A 21,228-nucleotide genomic window follows, 5' to 3' on the forward strand; every position below is an offset into this window, starting at 1 on the left:
GAAAACGCCGAGGGCAACATGCCTTCGGCGTTTTGTTTCGGTTAAATTTCTTTTTCGAGATCGGGCTTTTGCAGATTTGCGATGATTTTCCGTATGCGCCAGAGGAAGAAAGTCATCGTTGACATTGCTGCAATAAAGTCGGAGATCGGCTCTGCAAGGAATACGGCGAACAGCTTGTCGTCGAAGAAGTTCGGCAGAATTAGAATCAACGGAATCAGCAGGATGATTTTGCGCAGAAGTGCGAGGAACAGCGAAATACGCGCCTCACCCAATGCGATAAAGGACTGCTGGAAAGAAGTCTGGATACCCGAGACAAATACCATTGCCATATAGATGCCCAACGCCCAAACGGTAAAGGTTTGCAGTTCGGGGTCGCTCGTAAACACGCCGACCAGCAAACGCGGTGCGATACGGGTGAGCAGCCAGCAGAAGGTTGCGTACGCAACTGCCGTCGTCACAAGGAGGCGGATGGCCTTTTTCATGCGATCGATCTTTTTTGCACCGAAGTTGTAGCTGATGATGGGCTGTGCACCCTGTGTCAGTCCGGTCAGTGGTAAACTAATCATCTGTGTCAGGCTGGTCAGGATGGTCATGGCACCGACTGCCAGATCTCCGCCGAACTTGGCAAGCGAGATGTTGAATGTAATGGACAGCAGGCTTTCGGTCGACTGCATGACAAACGGAGACAGACCCAAACTGATGACAGGAATCAGCTGCTTGAGCTCAGGACGCAGATATTCTCGACGCAGACGCAGAAGTGCCTTAGAACTAGTCAGAAAACGTACAACCCAAATTGCGGAGACAAACTGCGAGAATACGGTTGCAATCGCTGCACCGCGAACGCCCAGATTGAATACAAAAATGAAAATGGGATCAAGGATGATATTGAGCGCTGCACCGATCAAGACCGTGCACATAGCCGTTTTTGCCTTGCCCTGGGTTGTGATAAATCCATTCATGCCCAAGGCGATCTGAATAAAGATCGTGCCCAGGACATAGAGGTTTAAATACTCGAGCGCATAGGGCAGTGTATCTGCACTGGCACCGAATAACATCAAAATCTGCTTTTGCGTGAGCAAGAAGAGAACGGTTAAACAGATTGAGATGATGATGAGTGCGGTAAAGCAGTTGCCCATAATCTTCTCTGCGCGTTCGTTGTGTTTTTGTCCCATTGCGATGGACGCACGCGGCGCACCGCCCATACCAATGAGGGAGCTGAACGCGGTGATCAGAATGATAATCGGGAAGGTTACGCCGACACCGGTCAATGCCTGAGAGCCGATGTTGGGGATATGGCCGATGTAGATGCGGTCAACGATGTTATAAAGCATGTTGACGATCTGGGCTGCAATATTGGGAACCGCCAGCCGGACAAGCAGCTGCCCGACTGGGGCGGTTCCCAGTTCATTTTCCTGGGGATTGGTTGCCAAAGTTATTTCTCCTCTCGATCCTGTTGGATCAGAATTTTCAGTGCCTCTACGGCGGTCTTTACGCCGCGCTCTGCCATTTCAGGGGAAGCGTCCAGCGTATCATCTGTATCTGCGTTCCACAGCACGTTGAGTACGCCGCCGCAGCGCACATGGCGTACAGCACCGACAACAAAGACCGTCGAGCATTCCATTTCGCTGGTCAGTACGCCGGCAGCTTTCCACGCTTCCCACTTTTCACGAAGCATAGAAGCGGTTGGCTGTTCGGAAGGACGGATTTCACCGTAAAAGCTATCTTTAGACTGAATGACGCCGACGTGCTGGCGGTAACCAAGCTGCTTGGCTGCCTGGTGTAGCGCGCTGACTACGGAAAAGTCAGCGGCAGCCGGATACTCAATGGGCATGTATTCTCGCGTGGTACCTTCCTGCCGAACGGCTGCGGTTGCGATGACAACGTCACCGCCGCGCACAGAGTCCACGATACCGCCCGAAGTGCCAACGCGAATAAAGGTGTCCGCGCCGCACTCTACGAGTTCTTCCAGCGCGATTGCAGTGGAAGGGCCGCCGATGCCAGTGGAACATACCGCGACCGGTTCGCCGCACAGCCTGCCGCGCCATACGGTGTATTCACGATTGGAAGATAAAAATTCCGGTTCGTCGAAATACCGTGCAATGCGCTCGCAGCGACCGGGATCACCGGGCAGGATGACATAACGTCCAATATCGCCTTTTTGAATCTGGATGTGCATCTGTTTGCCTTGAATCAACATGAAGCATTCTCCTCTCGCACAACTTGACGAATATTTTTTTCAATTTTACTGCGAGGAACCATGATTTCATGGCCGCAGCCGCAGCAGCGCATCCGGAAATCCATTCCGACGCGCAGTACGATCCATTCCTTGCTTCCACAGGGATGGCCTTTTTTCATGGTGAGTCGGTCGCCAACTTGAATGTCCATGGGACAATACCTCCAGGGTTCTAAAATCAATGCGATCTTCCAGGATAAAATGTCTGTTGTCAAGCATATAGTAGACCAACGCAAAAAGGAGGTCTGGATAGGCATGACACAAATATATTTCCCGGAAGGAATCAAACTATATGAAAAAGAAAACTTGAATGCGGTCAGTTCACTCGAACAGCTCCGACTGGCACAAAAGCGAGGAATGATCTTGGAAGGACTTGCGGTTGCCTGTACTGCCGAACACGACCTCGTTGTAGAATTGCCCTGCGGACGTGCAGTCATTCCACGAACTGAGTGCGCACGTGGGATTGCCGAGGGCACGACACGCGATATTGCCATTTTATCGCGCGTCGGTCGACCGGTGTCCTTTGTCGTAACCGATGCACAGTCTCAGCCGATACGCCTGTCGCGCCGCTTGGCACAAGAACAGACGGTTGCCTGGGCGTTTGATACCCTGGAACCGGGAGATATTATTGCTGCTCGTGTAACGCACTTAGAGCCATTCGGTGTATTTGTCGACATTGGCTGTGGCGTGCCTTCATTTATTGGCATTGAGCACCTCTCGGTGTCCCGGATTTTCCATCCAAGTGAACGATTTACTGTGGGACAGTCCATCTATGCAGCTGTACTGTGCATGGATCGCGCACGATCACGGATTTCGCTGACACATCGTGAGCTGCTCGGCACTTGGGAGCAGAATGCCGCGCTGTTTCATCCCTGCGAGACTGTTCCGGGCGTTGTGCGGAGCGTGGAAGAATACGGGATTTTTGTTGAACTGACGCCAAACTTATCCGGCTTGGCAGAGCGAAAACCAGACATGAAAAACGGAGATCGGGTGTCGGTCTATATCAAGTCGATTCTGCCAAGCCGTATGAAGATCAAATTGAATATTATTGATTTGCTGCGGGATCAGCCGCCGTTCCAGCCGCCTTTGCATTACTATATCACCGAAGGACGGCTGCAAGAGTGGGTCTACTCCCCTGCTTCCTGTGTCAACAAACACATTGCAACCGTGTTTTGCTGACCTCTCTTATTGGGTCACACGGAAAATATAGCTGCCGAGCGGCGCCAGAACAATTTGCGCACGGTTGTGGTCATCTGAATAGATCACCCAATCATTCGTCACGTCCCGACCGCCGTATTTTGATGTATCCGAGCTGATCAGCTCGCGCAGCGTTGTGGGACGGTCAAACTGTAAAGTGTAATTGGGATATTTTCGATTGGACAGATTGAGAACGACCAATAGTGTCTGTCCTCCAGCCGTGCGGAAGTAGGAATATACTGAGTGCTCACTGTCATTGGCATCCAGCCACTGAAAAGCACGCATATCGTATTCGTCCTGATGCAGAGCAGGATTTTCCAGATAGAATTGAGACAAATCCATCAGATAATGTTCAAATCCGATGTGCTTTGGATATTCCAGCAGATTCCAATCCAGTTGCAGCGCTTCGTCCCATTCGCGGAATTCGCCGAGCTCATTGCCCATGAAATTCAGCTTTTTGCCCGGATGGGTGTACATGTAAGTGAACAGCGTCCGACACTGTGCAAACTTCTGATCGTAATCACCCCACATCTTGTCAAGCAGCGCTTTTTTACCGTGCACGACTTCGTCGTGGGATAACGGCAAAAGATGCAGATTATCGTAAAAATAACTCATGGAGAATGTGAGTCGGTGGTGTGCCGCAGGACGCTGCTCTGGCGGCAGCATAAAGTAAGATAAAGTGTCATTCATCCAGCCAAGATCCCATTTATAGTCGAAGCCAAGACCGTCATATTGAACGGGAGCCGTGACTTTAATGAGATTTGTGGAATCCTCTGCGATGAGCAGTGCATGAGGATGCCGCGCCCGCAGACCTTTGTTGCATTGCTGCAAGAAATAAGTGCCGGACGGGTTGACACCATTGCGCTCATCGCCTTGCAGATAAATGACATTGCGGATGGCATCAAAGCGCAGGCCATCACAATGGCAGACGGTGAGCCAGAAATCGGCAGCAGACTGGAGAAAGGAGCGCACGATCGGCTTAACCAGATCGAAGTTGCACGATCCCCACTCGCTCAGCCGCACGCCGCTGTGATCGGGGTATTCATAGAGCGTAGAACCATCAAAACGTGCGAGGGCGTATTCGTCCGGAATAAAGTGAACGGGCACAAAGTCCATAATGACACCGATGCCGTGCTTGTGGCATTGGTCAACCAGATAGCAGAAATCTTCCGGTGTACCATAGCGCGAAGTGACGGCAAAATAACCGCTCTCCTGATATCCCCACGATCCATCAAAGGGATGTTCTGCGAGCGGAAGAAATTCGATGTAATTGTAGAAATGCGCTTTGCAGTATGGAATCAGTGATTCGGCCAATTCCCGATAGTTCAGCCAGCTGCCGTCTTCGTGTTTGCGCCAGGAACCGGCATGGACTTCGTAGATGTTGATGGGCTGATTGTAGTGATTGCCGCGCGCAGCACGCCAGCCACTGTCGGAGAACTGATATTTTGCGCCGTCGGTAATGATGGAAGCTGTGTTGGGACGAAGTTCGGAACAACGACCAAAGGGGTCACAGCGATCACGATAAGAATCCTGTTCAAATGCGTGCACACGGTATTTATAGCGCTGACCGGCTTTTGCTTCCGCCCAAAAGAGCTCAAACACACCTGATCTGGAAGGTGTCATTTGAACCGGAGTCCAGTTGTTAAAATCGCCGATGAGTTCTACGACGAACGCATTGGGCGCATATACGCGGAATACGACACCCTGCTGGTGATTGCGGATGGTTGCATGCGCGCCAAAGTAATCGTAAGCGTTAAAGCAGGTTCCTTGAAAAAATTCTGAGAGAATAGGATTCACACAAATCAACTCTTTCTGTTTTAGGGCTGAGATCCCTTGGTTTTTTCCCAGTAAGCGCGTGCTGCCTGCTCGGTTTTGTTCGGGCCGTACTCATAGTAGCGATGATCGGCCAGATGATCGGGCAGGAATTGTTGTTTGACCCAATGATTGGGATAGTCATGCGAGTACATGTAGGTTTGTCCGCGACCGAGTTTTTTTGCGCCGCCGTAGTGGCAGTCTTTCAAACTGCTCGGGATGTCTCCGGGGCCATTTTGGCGAATGTCAGCGATGGCCGCATCGATGGCGCAGATTGCGGAATTGGACTTGGGTGCGGTTGCCATTAGGATAACCGCCTGTGCGAGCGGGATGCGCGCCTCAGGCAGACCGAGCTGAAAGGCACTGTCCACACAGGCTTTGACAATGGCTGCGCATTGCGGATAGGCCAAACCGATATCCTCGCTTGCGATGACCAGCATGCGCCGTGCCGCGGAGATCATATCTCCGGCTTCCAGCAATCGTGCCAGATAGTGCAGTCCTGCGTCGGGGTCGGAGCCGCGGATGGACTTCTGGAATGCAGAGAGAATATCGTAGTGGCTGTCACCGTCGCGATCATAACGCATATTGGAGCGCTGCGCAACTTGCGCGGCGCTTTCCGGTGTGATGGTTTCCCCGTCGGCTGTGCTGTTGACCAGCAGTTCAACGGCATTCATGGCCTTGCGGACATCGCCGCCGCAGCTGTGCGCGATCTCCTCAGCTGTTTCGGGTGCGATGGTAATAGATCGTCCTTCACAGGCGATTTGAAAGCCGCGCTCTACCGCACGCACCATTTCCTCTGCTTCTACGGGCAAAAACTCAAAGACCGTGCAGCGACTTAAAATTGCATTGTAAATATAAAAATAAGGATTCTCGGTCGTGGAGGCGACCAGCGTAATACGACCGTCCTCGATAAATTCCAATAAACTTTGCTGCTGTTTTTTATTGAAATACTGAATCTCGTCCAGATAGACCAAAGCACCATTGGGTGCTAAAAAAGTGTCTAACTCGTCTACGATGGACTTGATATCTGAAATAGATGCGGTCGTAGCGTTCAAATGGTACAGCTTTCGGCTGGTCTGACGTGCAATGATAGAGGCAACCGTCGTTTTGCCAATGCCGGAAGGACCATAAAAAATCATATTGGGAATGTTTCCGCTGTCTATAATCCGGCGCAGCAGGCCGCCTTCTCCGAGCAATTGGCGTTGGCCGACCACATCGTCGAGAGATTTTGGGCGAATCCGGTCAGCAAGCGGCTGATACATGAGATCCTCCCCTTTCCGTATATGTTGAATAAAAATATTATAGCAGTTTTTACAGAGAAAGACAACGGCGGCTTGACTTTATCGATTTATTATATTAAAATATAGGAAATTGTAATTTGACTGGATGAGGTGACCGTGTTATGGCCGGAAACTGGCGCAAAAATGTAAGAGAGATTGCTCCGTATGTGCCCGGGGAGCAGTCCAAGGACGCAGACTTGATCAAATTGAATGCAAATGAAAATCCCTACCCGCCTTCTCCAAAGGTGCAGGAGGTATTTCGCAGCTTTGATGCCGCTGCACTGCGGCGTTATCCTGATGCCAACAGCACGGAACTGCGCCACACGCTAGCCGAGCATTTTGGAGTTGGTGACAATCAGGTTTTCCTGGGAAATGGTTCGGATGACGTGCTGGCGCTGTGCTTCCAAACCTTTTTCTGCTCGGATGATCCGATTTTGTTCCCGGATGTGACCTATTCGTTTTATCCGGTCTGGTGTTCGCTGTTCCGGATTCCTTTCCGTAAGGTTCCGCTCACCGCAGACTATCGCATTGATCCGCAGGACTACGCGGTCAAAAATGGCGGTGTTATCCTGCCCAATCCCAATGCACCGACCGGTATCGGAGAAGGCTTGGAATTTGTAGAAGTGCTGCTTCAAAACAACCCGGACAGCATTGTGATCATCGACGAGGCATATATTGATTTTGGTGGTACGTCCTGCCTGCCTCTGCTCGAAAAATATGAGAATCTGGTTATCGTGCAGACTATGTCCAAGTCGCGTTCGCTCGCTGGTATGCGTGTCGGTTATGCAATCGCATCGCCCGAGCTGATTGCAGCACTGGAAGCAGTCAAAAACTCGTACAACTCGTATACCATGGATATGCTGACGCTGGATGCGGCAACTGCATCGGTCAAGGATAACGCGTATTTCCGCGAAACCTGTGCACGCGTCATTCAAACGCGAGAGCGTTCGGCCCAAACCTTCCGGGAGATGGGCTTTACGGTACTTCCCTCTCAGACCAACTTTTTGCTGGTAACCCATCCTGAGAAATCGGCTAAGGAATTGTTTGAAAAACTCCGTGCACAAAAAATCTTTGTGCGCTACTTCAATCAGCCGCGGGTTGACAATCACCTGCGTGTGACCATCGGAACCGATGACGAGATGGACAAACTGTTTGAGGCTTTGCGGAATATCATGTGATTTGCAGTAAAACAAAAACGGTATCCCACTTGGGATACCGTTTTTTCTATTGTTATTTGTCCAGAAGTGCGATGATTTCATCCAGCTTTGCGTCCCGTTCTTTGGAATCTTCGCAGGATACCGCATCTCGCACACAGCCATTGAGGTGACCTTTGAGTACCTCTTTGCGCGCTTTGCGCAGCAAGGCTTCGGTGGCAGAGAGCTGATTGATGATATCGATGCAGTAGCGGTCTTCGTCGATCATTTTAAGGACCGCTTCAATCTGTCCGCGTGCGGTTTTGACTAGCGGCTCTACTTTTTTACGATCTGCGCGCATTACTCGATCCCCACAACCTTGTAGCCGGCGTCGGTAACAGCCTGGATCAGGACCTCGTTTGCAACATCCTCCGACAGCGTGCAAATCGCCTTGCCGGTCTCGTGGCTGACTTCAGCAGACTGGACACCGGGCAACTTGCACAGTGCGTCGCGAACATGACCAGAGCAGTGCGGGCACATCATGCCTTCAATTACAATCGTTTTTTCCATTGTGGATTCATCCTTTCTTGTATCAGTTGCTTCTGCCATAGAAACGGCAGGTGTTTGCGGATTGATTTCTGCATGAAGCGGGCGGAAGAACTTCAGACGCAGTGCATTGGATACTACGCAGACCGATGAAAGACTCATAGCTGCCGCGCCGAACATCGGACTGAGTTTGAGTGCAAACGGAATCCAGAATACACCGGCAGCAAGCGGAATACCAATGCAGTTATAAATAAATGCCCAGAAGAGGTTTTCCTTGATATTGCGGATGACCGAACGAGACAGCCGAATTGCATTGACTGCGTCCATCAGGTCGGATTTCATCAGAACGACATCGGCAGAGGAAATGGCGACATCGGTACCGGCGCCGATTGCGATGCCGACATCAGCACGTGCCAGTGCGGGTGCGTCGTTGATACCGTCACCGACCATTGCAACCGTCTTGCCCTCTGCTTGCAGGCGGCGCACTTCCCGTTCCTTATCCTGCGGCAATACTTCGGCAATAACATGCGGGATGCCCAGCTGATTGCAGATTGCCTGTGCAGTGATACGATGATCGCCAGTTAAGAGCGTGACATCGATGCCCAAATGCTTAAACTGGTCAATCGCCTGCTTGCTGGATGGCTTAACGACATCAGCAACGCCAATCACGCCGATGAGGATACTATCTCGCGCAAAATAGAGCGGAGTCTTACCCTGTTGTGCCAACTCATTTCCATAGTCCGCACCTTGCGATGTCGAAATGCCCTGTGCTTCCAGCATAGCAGCCTTGCCTGCTATGCAAGCATGCCCGTCAATCAGAGCTGTGATGCCCTTGCCAGTCTGGGCTTCAAAGCCGGAGATGGATAAACTGCGTGTCTGGTTTTCCTGCGCATAGGTAACAATTGCCTCGGCCAAGGGGTGTTCGGAGGGCTGCTCCAGCGTGTATGCAATCTCCAGCAGTTCTTTTTCGCTTATGCCGAATGCCTTGAGATCGGTCATCACGGGATGACCCTCCGTGACCGTTCCGGTCTTGTCGAGCACAACCGCGTCGACCTTGTGTAGCAGTTCAAGTGCTTCTGCCGACTGGAACAGCACACCGTTTTCTGCACCGACACCGGTTCCAACCATGATTGCAACGGGTGTCGCGAGTCCCAAAGCACAGGGACAGGAGATGACCAGAACGGCAATTGCACAGGATAGCGCAAAAGTGAAGGTCTGCCCGACGAGCAGCCAAACAATCAGCGTGATAAGCGCAATGCCCAGAACGATGGGGACGAAGACACCGGCAACACGGTCGGCCAGTTTGGCAATCGGAGCTTTAGATGCGCTGGCTTCCTCGACCAGACGAATGATCTGGGATAGGGTTGTTTGATCACCGACACGCGATGCGCGGAAAGTGATGAATCCGTTTTTGTTGATGGTCGCAGCGATTACGGTGTCTCCAACACCCTTTTCAACCGGGATACTTTCACCAGTGAGTGCCGCTTCATCGAGAGCTGCCTGCCCTTCTGTGATAATGCCATCCACAGGAATGTTTTGACCGGGACGTACAACGACGAGATCACCGACTTGAACCTCCTCGATGGGGACGGTCACTTCGGCACCGTCTCGCAAAATGACAGCAGTTTTGGGTCGCAGATCCATCAGTTTGGAGATGGCTTCGCCGGTTTTCTTCTTTGCGCGTGTCTCGAAATATTTTCCAAGGGTCACGAGAGTCAGAATCATGGCAGCCGATTCAAAATACAGATCATGCATGTACTGGTGCACACGCGGCATATCTTGATGCCCCAGTCCCCAGCCGAGCTGATAGAGTACAAAGACGCCGTAAATCAGTGCAGCACTGGAACCAACGGCGATCAGTGCATCCATGGTCGGAGCACGGTGCCAAAGGGTCTTGAAGCCGTTGATATAATATTTCTTGTTGACAATGACAATGGGTATGGTCAGTAAAAACTGAGTCAGTGCAAAGTTGACTGCGTTTTCTGCACCGGATAAGAAAGACGGTATCGGAAGTCCCACCATACTGCCCATCGAGATATACATGAGCACGATCAAGAACACAAACGATGTGATAATGCGCTGCTGCATGGACTTTAATTCCTGTTGTCCGTTATCAGCAGCACTCGCCTGCTGTGCAGCAGCTTTTCCTTTGACCGATGCACCGTATCCGGCATCAATAACCGCTTGGATAATCTCCTGATCGGACAGTTGGCCTTCGGTATATTCGGCTGTCATGCTGCCGGCAAGCAGATTGACTTGAACGTCCTGTAAACCGGGCAGCGCGCGCACGGCTTTTTCGACATGTGCAGAGCATGCAGCACAGCTCATGCCCGTCACATTGAACTGTTGTTTCATAACACTCCCTCCAATTGCACCCCCTCCCTACGGGGGGTGAGTATTTACAGCATTAGTATACCGACCCCGTCTGTATTTGTCAAGCAAGATCACAAAAAAGAAAACTCCTCTCTGAAAAGAGATCAGAGAGGAGAAACTGTTTATTCGATTGTAACACGGAAAGACAGTGTTTCGGAGCGTCCGGCAGCTACGGTACGAATACCGACTTTCTTTTCCAGCTCCTTGCCCAGATAAGCACAATCCGGCAGCGTGCTCCAAGGCTCCAGACAGATAAACGGAACATCACAGTCGGGCTTATAGGGGCTCCAGACGGCGAAGTAATCGATTTCGGGGAATTCCATAATTACCTTTCGGGAATGGCTCAGGCATCCCAAAGTGCAGCGATGTACCGGGAGACGATCGAGCATCAGGGTGTTATCCTTGGAGAATGTCTCACGCGACAGATACAGTCGGCCATCCTTAAGCGGTACAGCGTGATGCGACTGCATCAGCATGACATCAGCATCACAATCGATGACATCCAGCGCATCAATGCCTTCAAACTCAAGATAGTAGTCGGACAGCGCCGCGTCATCAAAGGATAGCATGTACGCATCATGTCCGCCAACTTCGTAATACATGGTATGATTGCTGTCGTTCTGTACGATGTGTTCCTTTTTGAGCGTCTTGCCGTCGAGCGAATAGCGAATGGTGAAGGTAAAGTCGTAGGGATACATTGCCTTGGTGTACGCATCCGCACTGAGCGAAAGTTCTACACAAGTATCGGATGCCTGTACAACGGTAAATTCCTTGTCTCGCGCAAAGCCATGTCGGGTGATTTCGTAAGTAGTTCCATCCAGCGTATATTCCTGATCTTTGAGTCGGCCGATGATCGGGAACAACAGCGGTGCATGCTTGCCCCAGAATGCAGGATCTGCATTCCAGACATATTCCGATTGGTCGGATTTGCGTACAATAGAAGTCAGTTCTGCGCCAAATTCGTTGATGGAAACGCGCAGAAATTCATTTTCGAGAAATTGCATGAGAGCTTCCTCCTTGAAATTTTATAATTTGCTGATGGGACAGCATACGAACAAACGAGGATACGATGACGATGCCCATTGCCATAGCACCAGCGATGCCGATGGTGTTGATGCAGGCACTTAAAGCTTCCTCCGGCGCACCACGGATGCAAAAGAGCATCGTGCGGTAGATGCCGCCGCCCGGAACCAAAGGGATTACACCGGCAGCCAGATAGACGATGGCCGGTGTGCGCAAGACACGCGCGAAAAATTCCGCATAGATCGTGGTGGCCACGGCCGCTAGGAAATATGCCGGGAGTTCGCCTAACCCGGCACCGGATACTGCGTAAACCAGCCAACAGACTCCGCCAGCTGCTGCCGCACAAACTAAGTTGCGTCCACGGACTTGAAATAACACGGCAAAACAGAGACTGGCAAAAAAACTTGCAGCTGTTTGATGGAGAATTGCACCCATCGGTCAAAACACCCCCAGAAGCAGCGTGCGCATTCCAAGCGGTATGGCCGCACCGGCTGCGATACCGGCCGCGATCAGGAGCGCTTCAGAAAAGCGGCTGATTCCAGCCATGAAGTCGCCAGCGATCATGTCGCGGATGGAGTTAGTCATCAATAAACCGGGAACCAGTGGCATGATAGAACCGATGATTACAACATCGTAGTTGTGTCCGAACCCGACGGCAATACCTAAAAGCGCAGCCAAACTAATCCATACACCACCGAGCAGGTTGGTAAACAGCGCGTGCATATACAGTCGTTCGGTGTATGAGACGAGGATTTGAAGCAAAAAGCCAATTATGAATGCTAGAAGTCCTTCGGTGAAGCTGCCGCCGAAGAGCAGCGTGAAAAAAGCAGCGACACCTCCGCAGGCAAAATACTGAACCTGTTTGGAGTATTGCGGACGTGCCTCAATCTGCTGCATGTCTTTTTGAAATTGACCGTAAGAGACCGGACAAGTGCACACAGCACGGCAAAGTCCGTTAAGCGCGGCCACTTTGTCCAGATCAGTTCCGCGCTGTTTGATTCGGCTGGTCTGTGTGAGAATTTCTTCTTCGTCGATACGAATGGTGGCGATGATCGCCGTGGGAACCGCGTACACATCGGCACTCTGCGCGCCGTAAGACAGACACATGCGCTCAATGGATTCTTCTACGCGGTAAATTTCTGCACCGCATTCCAGCAGACGGCGACCGAGCAGCAGCGCACAGCTTAACAGTTCGGCCGATGTCATACATGTAATCAATCGGGCACTCCTCCCCTTTCAATAACCTTTTGTCACATTCAGCATACCTTGTTTGCCTTATAAAGTCAATGAAAAAAAGAGCCGCCATAAGGCGACTCTTTGCAGCAAACGATCAGCTTTCTGCCGAAGACAGCATGAGCTTAATACGGTTTTCCTGATTGATTTTGGATGCACTGGGGTCGTAGTCGACGGCAACAATGTTTGCCTGCGGGTAGTGTTCGCGAATTTTACGAATCATACCCTTGCCAGCAATGTGGTTCGGCAGACAGCCAAAAGGCTGTGTGCAGACGATGTTGTTGACGCCCTCAGTGATGAGTTCGACCATCTCAGCGGGAAGCAGCCAGCCCTCACCCATCTTGACGCCCTGACCGATGATTTGCTGAGACAGCTTGCGCACCTCGTCAAACTTTGCGGGTGCACGGAACTTTCCGTGCTGTTCAATCAGACGAATCATGTCCTTCTGCTTACCCAACACAAAGTGATACAGCATCTGGTTGCGCATAGCGACCTTGGAGGAACGGCCATACAGTTCGTGGTCAATGACACCGTTGTAAATGCTGTACAGGCAGAAGTCCATCAGACCGGGCAGAACGGGCTCGCAGTTTTCTGCAACCAGAAAGTCTTCTAGGTGGTTGTTGCCCAGCGGCGAGAATTTAACATAAATCTCACCAACAACACCAACCTTCTTCTTGGGTTTGGAGTGGTCGAGCTTGACCTTGCCGAACACTTCCAGAACAAAGCGGTACAGTCGACGTACTTCGCTGTAATGGATGAAACGGTTTCCGGTGAAGCGCTCGGTGATGGTCTTCATGCACAGTTCAACCGCTTTCTGCGAACTTCCGGGAACAACCTCATAGGGACGGCACTGGTTGTAAATCTGCATAATCAGATCACCAACCAATACACCGTAAGCGACCTGAAGCAGCATCTGCGGGGTCAGCTTGAATCCGGGATTGTCTTCCAGACCGGAGAAGTTCAACGAAATAACCGGAATGTAAGAGTAACCGTTGTTGACAAGTGCCTTGCGCATCAGATGAATATAGTTGGAAGCACGGCAGCCGCCGCCGGTCTGCGGCAGAATCAGAGCGATCTTGTGCGTGTCGTATTTTCCGCTCTCGATGGCATCCATCAGCTGGCCAATGACCAGCAGAGCGGGATAACAGGTATCGTTGTGGACGTTTTTCAGTCCCTGATCGACAATGCCGGGGCCTTCGGTGTCCAACAGTTCCATGTTGAACCCATAATTGCGCATCAGCTGGCAGATCAGACCGAGCTGAATGGGCAGCATGTTGGGTACTAAGATCGTATAATCTTTTTTCATTTCTACCGTAAACGGTACATGAACGTAATTATTGTTGTTTTGCAAGTTTTTTGCCCTCCTCAATGGCGGCCAGCATACTGCGAATACGGATCTTGGCAGCACCAAGGTTGTTGATCTCGTCAATTTTGAGCTGGGTGTAAATCTTGCCGCCGGATTCTACGATCGAGCGAATTTCGTCGGTCGTGATCGCGTCAATACCGCATCCGAAGGAAACCAGCTGAATGAGCTGTGCATTCGGCTTGTGCACGACATAGTTTGCAGCGGAATACATACGAGAGTGGTACGTCCACTGGTTGAGGACGTGTACTTCGGGCTCTTCGGCCAGATTCCATACGGCATCTTCCGAAACGATAACCATGCCGTAGGAGGCGATCATCTGGTTGAGACCGTGGTTGATCTCAGGATCGATGTGGTACGGACGACCGACAATGACAGCCAGCTCCAGACCATTTTCGTCCGCGTATGCGATTGCCTGACGGCCCTGTTCGCGAACGGCTGCGTAATAGGCATCCAGTGCACGATAAGCCGCGTCGGAAGCGCGTACAATATCCTTTTTCTTGAGACGCGGGTACTTCTTGCAGAAGAACTTGATTGCCTGCGCCTGGAAACGCTTGGAATCTACTAACTCAAAGTACGGCATCATAAAATCGAGAGATTGCAGCCCTGTGACATTTGCTTCGAGCAGCTCGGGATAGTATGCAACAACCGGGCAGTTATAGCAGTTCGAAGCACGGCCCTCGTCCAGATTGTAGGTCATACATGGATAGAAAATGGAATGAACACCCTTTTCAATCAGGTTTTCAATGTGACCATGTACGAGCTTTGCCGGATAGCAGACCGTATCAGAAGGAATGGAGTGCTGACCCTGCATGTACATCTCGCGAGAGGACGGATCGCTGACAACGACTTCAAATCCCAACTCGCCTAAGAATGCATTCCAGAACGGAAGCAGTTCGTAGAAGTTCAAACCAAACGGGATACCGATCTTCTCGCCACCGGTTTTGGTCGGCAGATTGCGCAGATATTCATACTTCCACTTGTAAAGATCGGGCAAATCCATAGCCTTGTTTTTGCCGAGCGGGCGCTCACAGCGGTTGCCGGAGATAAAGCGACGGCCGCCCGGGAAACTGTTGACAGTCAGACTGCAATGGTTGGTGCACAGACCGCAGCGAACGTTGCTGACGGTGTGCGAGAAGTGGCTCAGCTCTTCGGGCAGAATCAAAGAGGTCTGCTCGGGGCAGTTATCCTTTGCGTGAAGTGCAGCACCGTAAGCACCCATCAGACCGGAAATTGCAGGACGAGTGACTTCACGGCCGATTTCCTGTTCAAACGAGCGCAGAATCGCATCGTTGAGGAAGGTACCGCCCTGTACAACGATGTGCTTGCCCAGATCGTCCGGAGAATGCGCACGAATAACCTTGTAAAGTGCGTTCTTGACGACAGAAACCGACAGACCAGACGAGATCATGTCGATCGAAGCACCATCCTTCTGCGCCTGCTTGACCGAAGAGTTCATAAAGACGGTGCAGCGGGAACCAAGATCGATGGGATGCTCAGAGAACAGACCGAGTTTACAGAATTCCTCAATGGAGTAACCCATAGAGCGTGCAAACGTCTCGATGAAGGAACCGCAGCCCGAGGAACATGCCTCGTTGAGGAAAATGTTATCGATACAGTTGTTACGGATCTTGAAGCATTTGATATCCTGACCGCCGATATCGATAATAAAGTCAACTTCGGGGCAGAAATGACGTGCTGCACGGAAGTGCGCAACAGTCTCAACCAGACCGTGATCTACACCGAAAGCATTCTGAATCAGCGCTTCACCATAGCCGGTGACGGCCGAAGACAGAATATGGACACGGTCGCCGCAAAGCTCATACAGCTTGTTCAGCTGCTGCTCGATGACATCAACCGGATTGCCCTTGTTGGGAGAATAGTGGTGATACAGAATCTGATTGTCTTCGCTGATTAAGACGAGTTTCGTGGTCGTCGAGCCACAGTCAATACCCAGATAAGCGTTACCTTCGTACATGGTAACGTTCTTGGTCATAACGTCGTGCTTGCTGTGACGTGCAGAGAACTCGCGGTACTCTTCCTGCGACGTGAAGAGAGGCGGCAGGTAGTTGCTGACCGCGGGTACACCGGCAGCCTGCTCCAGCGTTTGCAGAAGATCGGTGTAGGTGTAAGATGCCTGCGTATCCTTTGCGTACTCCGCAGCACCGGCGGCAATGGCATAGGGTGCAAGATCCGGGAAGTGAGCATGCTCATCGTCCAGCTTCAGCGTCTCGCGGAAGCGATTCTGGAGACCCTTAAAGAAAAACAGCGGGCCGCCGAGGAAAAGGATATCACCAGCGACCTGGCGTCCCTGCGCCAGACCACCCAAAGTCTGGTTAACAACCGCTTGGAAAATGGAAGCCGCAACATCTTCCTTGCGAGCACCCTCATTGAGCAGAGGCTGAATATCGGACTTCGCGAAAACGCCGCAGCGCGAAGCGATGGTGTAAATGCGCTCTGCATGCAGGCTGAGTTCGTCGAGTTCGGTCGGTGTAACATCGAGCAGGACGGCCATCTGATCGATGAACGCACCGGTACCACCGGCGCAGGAACCGTTCATACGCTCTTCCAGCTGACCGGATAAGAAAATAATTTTAGCGTCCTCGCCGCCGAGCTCGATGACAACATCGGCTTGCGGTACATGTACGCCAACAGCCTTGCGCGTCGCGAAGACTTCCTGTACGAAATCCACGCCGCTGGCCTTGGCCATGCCCAGACCGGCAGAACCGGTGATTGCGACATGCAGCGTATCCTGACCAATGATTTCCTGGGCTGCACGCAGCATTTCGCATGCTTTTTCGCGTACTTTGGAGAAGTGACGCTCGTATCGTTTATAGATGATCTGACCGGCGCGCACCGCGACCAGTTTGACCGTTGTGGAACCGATATCGATTCCGAGATAAGTAGTGGTGTTCATAAATCGCTCCCCGTTCGCTCTATTGACCAATTGGAAAGATTCAGTCATACTTTTTGCACTTGCCCAAATGAAATACGGGTATGCAAGAGAATATACTCATGGTACAACTTTCAATTTTCAAAGTCAATTTGAATGTTTGCCATAATCAATCGATCAAAATAGGATGAATTTTGACGAAGCAAACAGAAAAAAGTCCTGTCATAACGCTATGAGATCGATTCCATGATACCATAGGATCAAAGGCTTAACGTTTGACAGGCTGATATACATATTTAATATAACACACGCTGCGCGAATTTTCCAGCACTAACCTTCTCGATTTTACAAGATTTTTACACAAAAATGCGCAAAAGATTATAACCAGCTGTATCAAGAACAAGAATTGGACTGTTTTCCGAAAAAAATATGGACATGTCGCTACTTGACAAAAGACGACACAGCCGGTATAATATAGCCACTTTAAAAAATAGCATACCTTATCAAGAGTGGTGGAGGGATCGGCCCTATGAAACCCGGCAACCTGCAAGGACTTGTAAGGTGCCAAATCCGGCGGTAGTATCGTAAAGATGAGGCTTCGATCAGCGAATGTGCTCCCGCCTGTCGGGAGCTTTTCTTTTGCTCTGAGGTATGCGCGACTGGAAGAAAGGAATTTTTAACATTATGGCAAGACATCTGTTTACCTCTGAGTCTGTTACTGAAGGCCATCCGGACAAAATCTGTGACCAGATTTCGGATGCTGTTCTGGACGCAATCTATGCACAGGACCCCAGCGCACGTGTTGCTTGTGAGACCACTGTGACCACCGGTATTGTTTCGGTCATGGGTGAGATCACCACCAACTGCTACGTCGATATTCCGAAGATTGCACGTTCGGTCATTGAGGATATCGGTTATACCCGTGCAAAGTATGGCTTTGACGCAAACACCTGCGCAGTTGTGACTTCCATCGATGAGCAGTCTGCGGACATCGCACTGGGCGTTGACAACTCTCTCGAGCGCAAGGAAGGCGATGCAGACGCAGCGCTGGAAAATGGCGCAGGCGATCAGGGCATGATGTTCGGTTATGCTTGTGATGAGACCCCGGAGCTGATGCCCCTTCCCATCTCGCTGGCACACAAGATGGCAAAGCGTCTGACCGAAGTGCGCAAGAACGGTACCCTGCCCTACCTCCGTCCGGATGGTAAGACCCAGGTTACCATCGAGTATGACGAAAACAACCGTCCTGCTCGCGTAGAGGCGATCGTTGTTTCTTCGCAGCACGCACCCGAGGTTTCCCTCGAGCAGATTCGCGAAGATATCACCGAGCATGTTATCCGTGCGACCGTTCCGGCAGAGCTGCTCGACGACAAGACCAAGATTTACGTCAACCCGACCGGTCGTTTTGTAATTGGTGGTCCGCAGGGTGACTCCGGTCTGACCGGTCGTAAGATCATCGTTGATACCTACGGTGGTATCGGCCGTCATGGCGGCGGTGCATTCTCCGGTAAGGACCCGACCAAGGTTGACCGTTCGGCAGCATACGCAGCACGTTATGTTGCGAAGAATGTTGTTGCAGCAGGTTTTGCTAGCCGCTGCGAGGTCCAGCTGGCATACGCAATCGGTGTTGCAGAGCCGGTATCGATCATGGTTGACACCTTTGGCACCGGTAAGGTAGACGAGGCAAAGCTGGAAGCTGCAATCGAGAAGGTATTCGACCTGCGTCCGGCTGCAATCATTAAGAATCTGGAGCTGCGCCGTCCGATCTATCGTAAGCTGGCAGCTTACGGCCACATGGGTCGTGAAGATCTGGGCGTTCGCTGGGAGGATACCGATAAGGTAGACGCTCTGCGTGCTGCACTGGCAGAATAAAATAAGATTTAAACATTTAAGGGGAGCGTTTCCACTGGGAGACGCTCCCCTTTTTGCACCGAAGTTTGGCTTGCTGCATACGCTGGCGTAGATAGAAAACGTAATAACCAGCGAAAGGATGGATGAACTTATGACATGTTGCAAGAGCAGTTTGTCACAGATGCCAGCTGGACAGCAGGCAGTCATTGGTCGAATTGAGGTGCCAGAGACGCTAGCCGAGCGCCTGACCGCCTTAGGGATTTTAGAAGGAACCACGGTAAAATGTCTGGGTGCGGGGCCTCTCGGTGATCCGGTTGCCTACGAGGTGAGAAGAACGGTCATCGCCCTGCGGCGTGCGGACTGTATGGGAATAGAGGTGTGCTAGATGGCGGAGCGCATCTTCGCGGGGAAAATAGCGCTCGCAGGCAATCCGAATGTGGGAAAAAGTACGGTTTTTAATGCCTTGACCCATTTGCATCAGCATACCGGGAACTGGACGGGTAAGACCATTACATGTGCTAACGGTATTGTGCGATGGAATGGAAAGACCTTCTGTTTGGTCGATCTGCCGGGGACATACGCACTGCATTCGCACGTGGCGGAGGAAGATGCTGCACGCGAATTTTTGCAGTCGAACACAGCAGATTGCATTATCATCGTCGTGGACGCAACGTGTCTGGAACGCAATCTGATTTTTACGCTGCAAATTTTATCTATGACCCAAAGAGCGGTGTTATGCCTTAATTTGATGGATGAAGCGCGAAAAAAGAGCATTTCTATTGATGTTCCTGCGCTTGAAAAACGGTTGGGAATTCCGGTGGTACCATGTACCGCAGCTACGGGTAAGGGTTTGGATCACCTGATGGAGACCGTAGAAACACTGGTTGAGAACAACAGCATAAAGACCACAGATCAGAAAAACGTTACGGAGTTCCCTCCCTTGTCATCCTTTGTTCATGCAGCCGAGCAGATTGCAGTAGAAACCGTTACGGTGGATGCGAGAATACCTGACCGAGACCGTAAAATTGATGCGATTCTGACAAGCCGTCGTTATGGCATTCCGATTATGCTTGCGCTCATTGCACTGGTGTTCTTTTTGACTATTACTGGTGCAAATGTACCATCGGAATGGCTGTCTTACCTTCTGTTTGCATGCGCACAGCCGCTCAATGACTTGATTACATGGTTGGGGGCGCCCGAGTGGCTGCGCGCCATGTTGATTGATGGTGGATGGAATGTATTAGCATCCGTTGTGTCAGTCATGCTGCCGCCAATGGCGATCTTCTTTCCCCTCTTTACTTGCTTGGAAGACATCGGATATTTGCCACGTATTGCGTTTAATCTGGATCATGTATTTTGCAAAGCGCGTACATGTGGAAAGCAAGTGTTGACGCTCTGTATGGGACTGGGATGTAATGCAGCTGGTGTGGTGGGATGCCGCATTATAGATTCCGAGCGTGACCGAATGATTGCCATTTTGACCAATACGATGGTGCCCTGTAATGGACGTTTTCCGGCGATTATCAGCCTGATTACCCTGTTTATTGTCGGAACGACCCAGTCCAGCGCCAAAACATTTCTGCTCGCTGCAATCAGCTTGACCTGTGTGGTAATAGTGGGTGTTTTTATGACACTGGTCGCTTCGTGGCTTTTATCCAAAACCATTTTAAAGGGCATGCCTTCGGCCTTTTTTCTAGAGCTTCCGCCATATCGCAGACCGCAGGTTGGAAAAATTATCGTAAGATCACTGCGAGATCGCACCATGTTTGTTCTACTGCGTGCTGTGTGTGTTGCAGCTCCTGCGGGATTGCTGATCTGGTGCATTGGAAATATACAGGTGGGTTCGGATACACTACTGACCATTTTTGCTGGCGCATTAGACCCGTTTGCACGCTACATTGGTCTAGATGGCATGATCTTATTGGCCTTTATCTTGGGCTTTCCGGCAAATGAAATTGTGATTCCGCTTGTTCTCATGGGATATCTCTCTTCTGGAACCTTAGTTGAGATCAATCAGTTATCCGATTTGGCCGTCTTATTGGCTCAAAACGGTTGGACATCGGTGACTGCGGTATGTTTTATCCTGTTTTCTCTTTTCCATTGGCCGTGTTCTACAACCTGCTTGACCATTCGGAAGGAAACTGGAAGCACAAAGTGGATGCTGATTGGTATGATTTTACCGACTCTGTTTGGTGTCACTCTGTGTTTTATCGTACACAGCATATCGGTATTGTTATAAATATCCATAAGAAAAAGACCTTCAAATGCCAAAATGGGATTGAAGGTCTTTA

General features: G+C 50.9%; 17 protein-coding genes and 1 riboswitch. Of the genes, 5 read left to right on the forward strand and 12 right to left on the reverse strand.

Translation table 11 applies throughout. The features are described 5' to 3' along the window. Positions 1–41 precede the first annotated feature (41 nt). The 3 genes from B5D52_RS05860 to B5D52_RS05870 are packed head-to-tail and all read right to left on the reverse strand — an operon-like array spanning position 42 to position 2,385. On the reverse strand, positions 42–1,430 hold the full coding sequence (locus B5D52_RS05860; protein WP_016146680.1) for an MATE family efflux transporter: 1,389 nt from the start codon (positions 1,428–1,430) through the stop codon (positions 42–44). A 2-nt stretch (positions 1,431–1,432) separates the two neighbouring features. Beyond that, positions 1,433–2,197 carry a uridine phosphorylase gene (gene udp, locus B5D52_RS05865; protein ID WP_016146681.1) on the reverse strand — a complete coding sequence of 255 codons (765 nt, stop codon included), beginning with the start codon at positions 2,195–2,197 and terminating at the stop codon, positions 1,433–1,435. Beyond that, a complete protein-coding gene (locus B5D52_RS05870; RefSeq protein WP_016146682.1) occupies positions 2,191–2,385 on the reverse strand; it encodes a DUF951 domain-containing protein in 195 nt (64 codons plus the stop codon). Before B5D52_RS05870 ends, udp begins: the two co-directional genes overlap by 7 nt. Before the next feature lie 103 nt (positions 2,386–2,488). Between B5D52_RS05870 and B5D52_RS05875 the strand changes: the two genes are divergently transcribed. Next, entirely contained in the window at positions 2,489–3,412 is a 924-nt protein-coding gene (locus B5D52_RS05875) for a S1 RNA-binding domain-containing protein (RefSeq protein WP_016146683.1), read from the forward strand. A 6-nt stretch (positions 3,413–3,418) separates the two neighbouring features. Here B5D52_RS05875 and glgB read toward each other — a convergent pair whose 3' ends face one another. Further along, on the reverse strand, positions 3,419–5,227 hold the full coding sequence (gene glgB, locus B5D52_RS05880) for a 1,4-alpha-glucan branching protein GlgB (RefSeq protein ID WP_016146684.1): 1,809 nt from the start codon (positions 5,225–5,227) through the stop codon (positions 3,419–3,421). 20 nt (positions 5,228–5,247) lie between these two features. Continuing rightward, entirely contained in the window at positions 5,248–6,504 is a 1,257-nt protein-coding gene (locus tag B5D52_RS05885; protein WP_016146685.1) for a replication-associated recombination protein A, read from the reverse strand. Positions 6,505–6,644: 140 nt separating this feature from the next. On the opposite strand from B5D52_RS05885, the gene hisC reads away from it, so the two are divergent. Next, entirely contained in the window at positions 6,645–7,700 is a 1,056-nt protein-coding gene (hisC, locus tag B5D52_RS05890; RefSeq protein WP_016146686.1) for a histidinol-phosphate transaminase, read from the forward strand. A 52-nt stretch (positions 7,701–7,752) separates the two neighbouring features. Here the strand turns inward: hisC and B5D52_RS05895 are convergent, their stop codons facing one another. The 7 genes from B5D52_RS05895 to B5D52_RS05925 form a co-directional block, all read right to left on the reverse strand. Continuing rightward, entirely contained in the window at positions 7,753–8,016 is a 264-nt protein-coding gene (locus B5D52_RS05895) for a metal-sensing transcriptional repressor (RefSeq protein WP_016146687.1), read from the reverse strand. Beyond that, positions 8,016–10,556 (reverse strand): heavy metal translocating P-type ATPase, encoded by a 2,541-nt coding sequence (locus B5D52_RS05900; RefSeq protein WP_016146688.1) that lies wholly within the window; start codon positions 10,554–10,556, stop codon positions 8,016–8,018. The genes B5D52_RS05895 and B5D52_RS05900 overlap by 1 nt, the downstream gene beginning before the upstream one ends. Positions 10,557–10,696: 140 nt before the next feature. Further along, a complete protein-coding gene (locus B5D52_RS05905; protein ID WP_016146689.1) occupies positions 10,697–11,578 on the reverse strand; it encodes an aldose 1-epimerase family protein in 882 nt (293 codons plus the stop codon). Next, entirely contained in the window at positions 11,559–12,032 is a 474-nt protein-coding gene (locus B5D52_RS05910) for a threonine/serine exporter family protein (RefSeq protein WP_016146690.1), read from the reverse strand. Before B5D52_RS05910 ends, B5D52_RS05905 begins: the two co-directional genes overlap by 20 nt. Before the next feature lie 3 nt (positions 12,033–12,035). Continuing rightward, positions 12,036–12,815: a threonine/serine exporter family protein gene (locus B5D52_RS05915; RefSeq protein ID WP_016146691.1), complete on the reverse strand. Its 780-nt coding sequence runs from the start codon at positions 12,813–12,815 to the stop codon at positions 12,036–12,038. Between the two features lie 112 nt (positions 12,816–12,927). Beyond that, on the reverse strand, positions 12,928–14,181 hold the full coding sequence (locus tag B5D52_RS05920) for a 2-hydroxyacyl-CoA dehydratase (protein WP_016146692.1): 1,254 nt from the start codon (positions 14,179–14,181) through the stop codon (positions 12,928–12,930). Beyond that, positions 14,165–17,110: an acyl-CoA dehydratase activase gene (locus tag B5D52_RS05925; RefSeq protein WP_016146693.1), complete on the reverse strand. Its 2,946-nt coding sequence runs from the start codon at positions 17,108–17,110 to the stop codon at positions 14,165–14,167. Before B5D52_RS05925 ends, B5D52_RS05920 begins: the two co-directional genes overlap by 17 nt. A 473-nt stretch (positions 17,111–17,583) precedes the next feature. After that, positions 17,584–17,683, forward strand: a riboswitch (SAM riboswitch). 87 nt (positions 17,684–17,770) lie between these two features. Between B5D52_RS05925 and metK the strand changes: the two genes are divergently transcribed. From metK to feoB, 3 genes are all read left to right on the forward strand, one after another. Beyond that, positions 17,771–18,958 (forward strand): methionine adenosyltransferase, encoded by a 1,188-nt coding sequence (gene metK / locus B5D52_RS05930; protein ID WP_016146694.1) that lies wholly within the window; start codon positions 17,771–17,773, stop codon positions 18,956–18,958. Positions 18,959–19,088: 130 nt separating this feature from the next. After that, positions 19,089–19,322: a FeoA family protein gene (locus B5D52_RS05935; protein ID WP_016146695.1), complete on the forward strand. Its 234-nt coding sequence runs from the start codon at positions 19,089–19,091 to the stop codon at positions 19,320–19,322. Further along, positions 19,323–21,176 carry a ferrous iron transporter B gene (gene feoB / locus B5D52_RS05940; RefSeq protein ID WP_016146696.1) on the forward strand — a complete coding sequence of 618 codons (1,854 nt, stop codon included), beginning with the start codon at positions 19,323–19,325 and terminating at the stop codon, positions 21,174–21,176. The last annotated feature ends 52 nt before the right edge of the window (positions 21,177–21,228 follow it).

It is taken from the genome of Butyricicoccus pullicaecorum DSM 23266, from assembly GCF_900167005.1.
GTDB lineage: Bacteria > Bacillota > Clostridia > Oscillospirales > Butyricicoccaceae > Butyricicoccus > Butyricicoccus pullicaecorum.

Coding starts and splice junctions, on each gene's coding strand:
- feoB (WP_016146696.1), top strand. CDS start 19,323: ATGGCGGAGCGCATCTTCGCGGGGAAAATAGCGCTCGCAGGCAATCCG.
- B5D52_RS05895 (WP_016146687.1), bottom strand. CDS start 8,016: ATGCGCGCAGATCGTAAAAAAGTAGAGCCGCTAGTCAAAACCGCACGC.
- metK (WP_016146694.1), top strand. CDS start 17,771: ATGGCAAGACATCTGTTTACCTCTGAGTCTGTTACTGAAGGCCATCCG.
- hisC (WP_016146686.1), top strand. CDS start 6,645: ATGGCCGGAAACTGGCGCAAAAATGTAAGAGAGATTGCTCCGTATGTG.
- B5D52_RS05875 (WP_016146683.1), top strand. CDS start 2,489: ATGACACAAATATATTTCCCGGAAGGAATCAAACTATATGAAAAAGAA.
- udp (WP_016146681.1), bottom strand. CDS start 2,197: ATGTTGATTCAAGGCAAACAGATGCACATCCAGATTCAAAAAGGCGAT.
- B5D52_RS05885 (WP_016146685.1), bottom strand. CDS start 6,504: ATGTATCAGCCGCTTGCTGACCGGATTCGCCCAAAATCTCTCGACGAT.
- B5D52_RS05925 (WP_016146693.1), bottom strand. CDS start 17,110: ATGAACACCACTACTTATCTCGGAATCGATATCGGTTCCACAACGGTC.
- B5D52_RS05910 (WP_016146690.1), bottom strand. CDS start 12,032: ATGGGTGCAATTCTCCATCAAACAGCTGCAAGTTTTTTTGCCAGTCTC.
- B5D52_RS05905 (WP_016146689.1), bottom strand. CDS start 11,578: ATGCAATTTCTCGAAAATGAATTTCTGCGCGTTTCCATCAACGAATTT.
- B5D52_RS05935 (WP_016146695.1), top strand. CDS start 19,089: ATGACATGTTGCAAGAGCAGTTTGTCACAGATGCCAGCTGGACAGCAG.
- B5D52_RS05870 (WP_016146682.1), bottom strand. CDS start 2,385: ATGGACATTCAAGTTGGCGACCGACTCACCATGAAAAAAGGCCATCCC.
- B5D52_RS05900 (WP_016146688.1), bottom strand. CDS start 10,556: ATGAAACAACAGTTCAATGTGACGGGCATGAGCTGTGCTGCATGCTCT.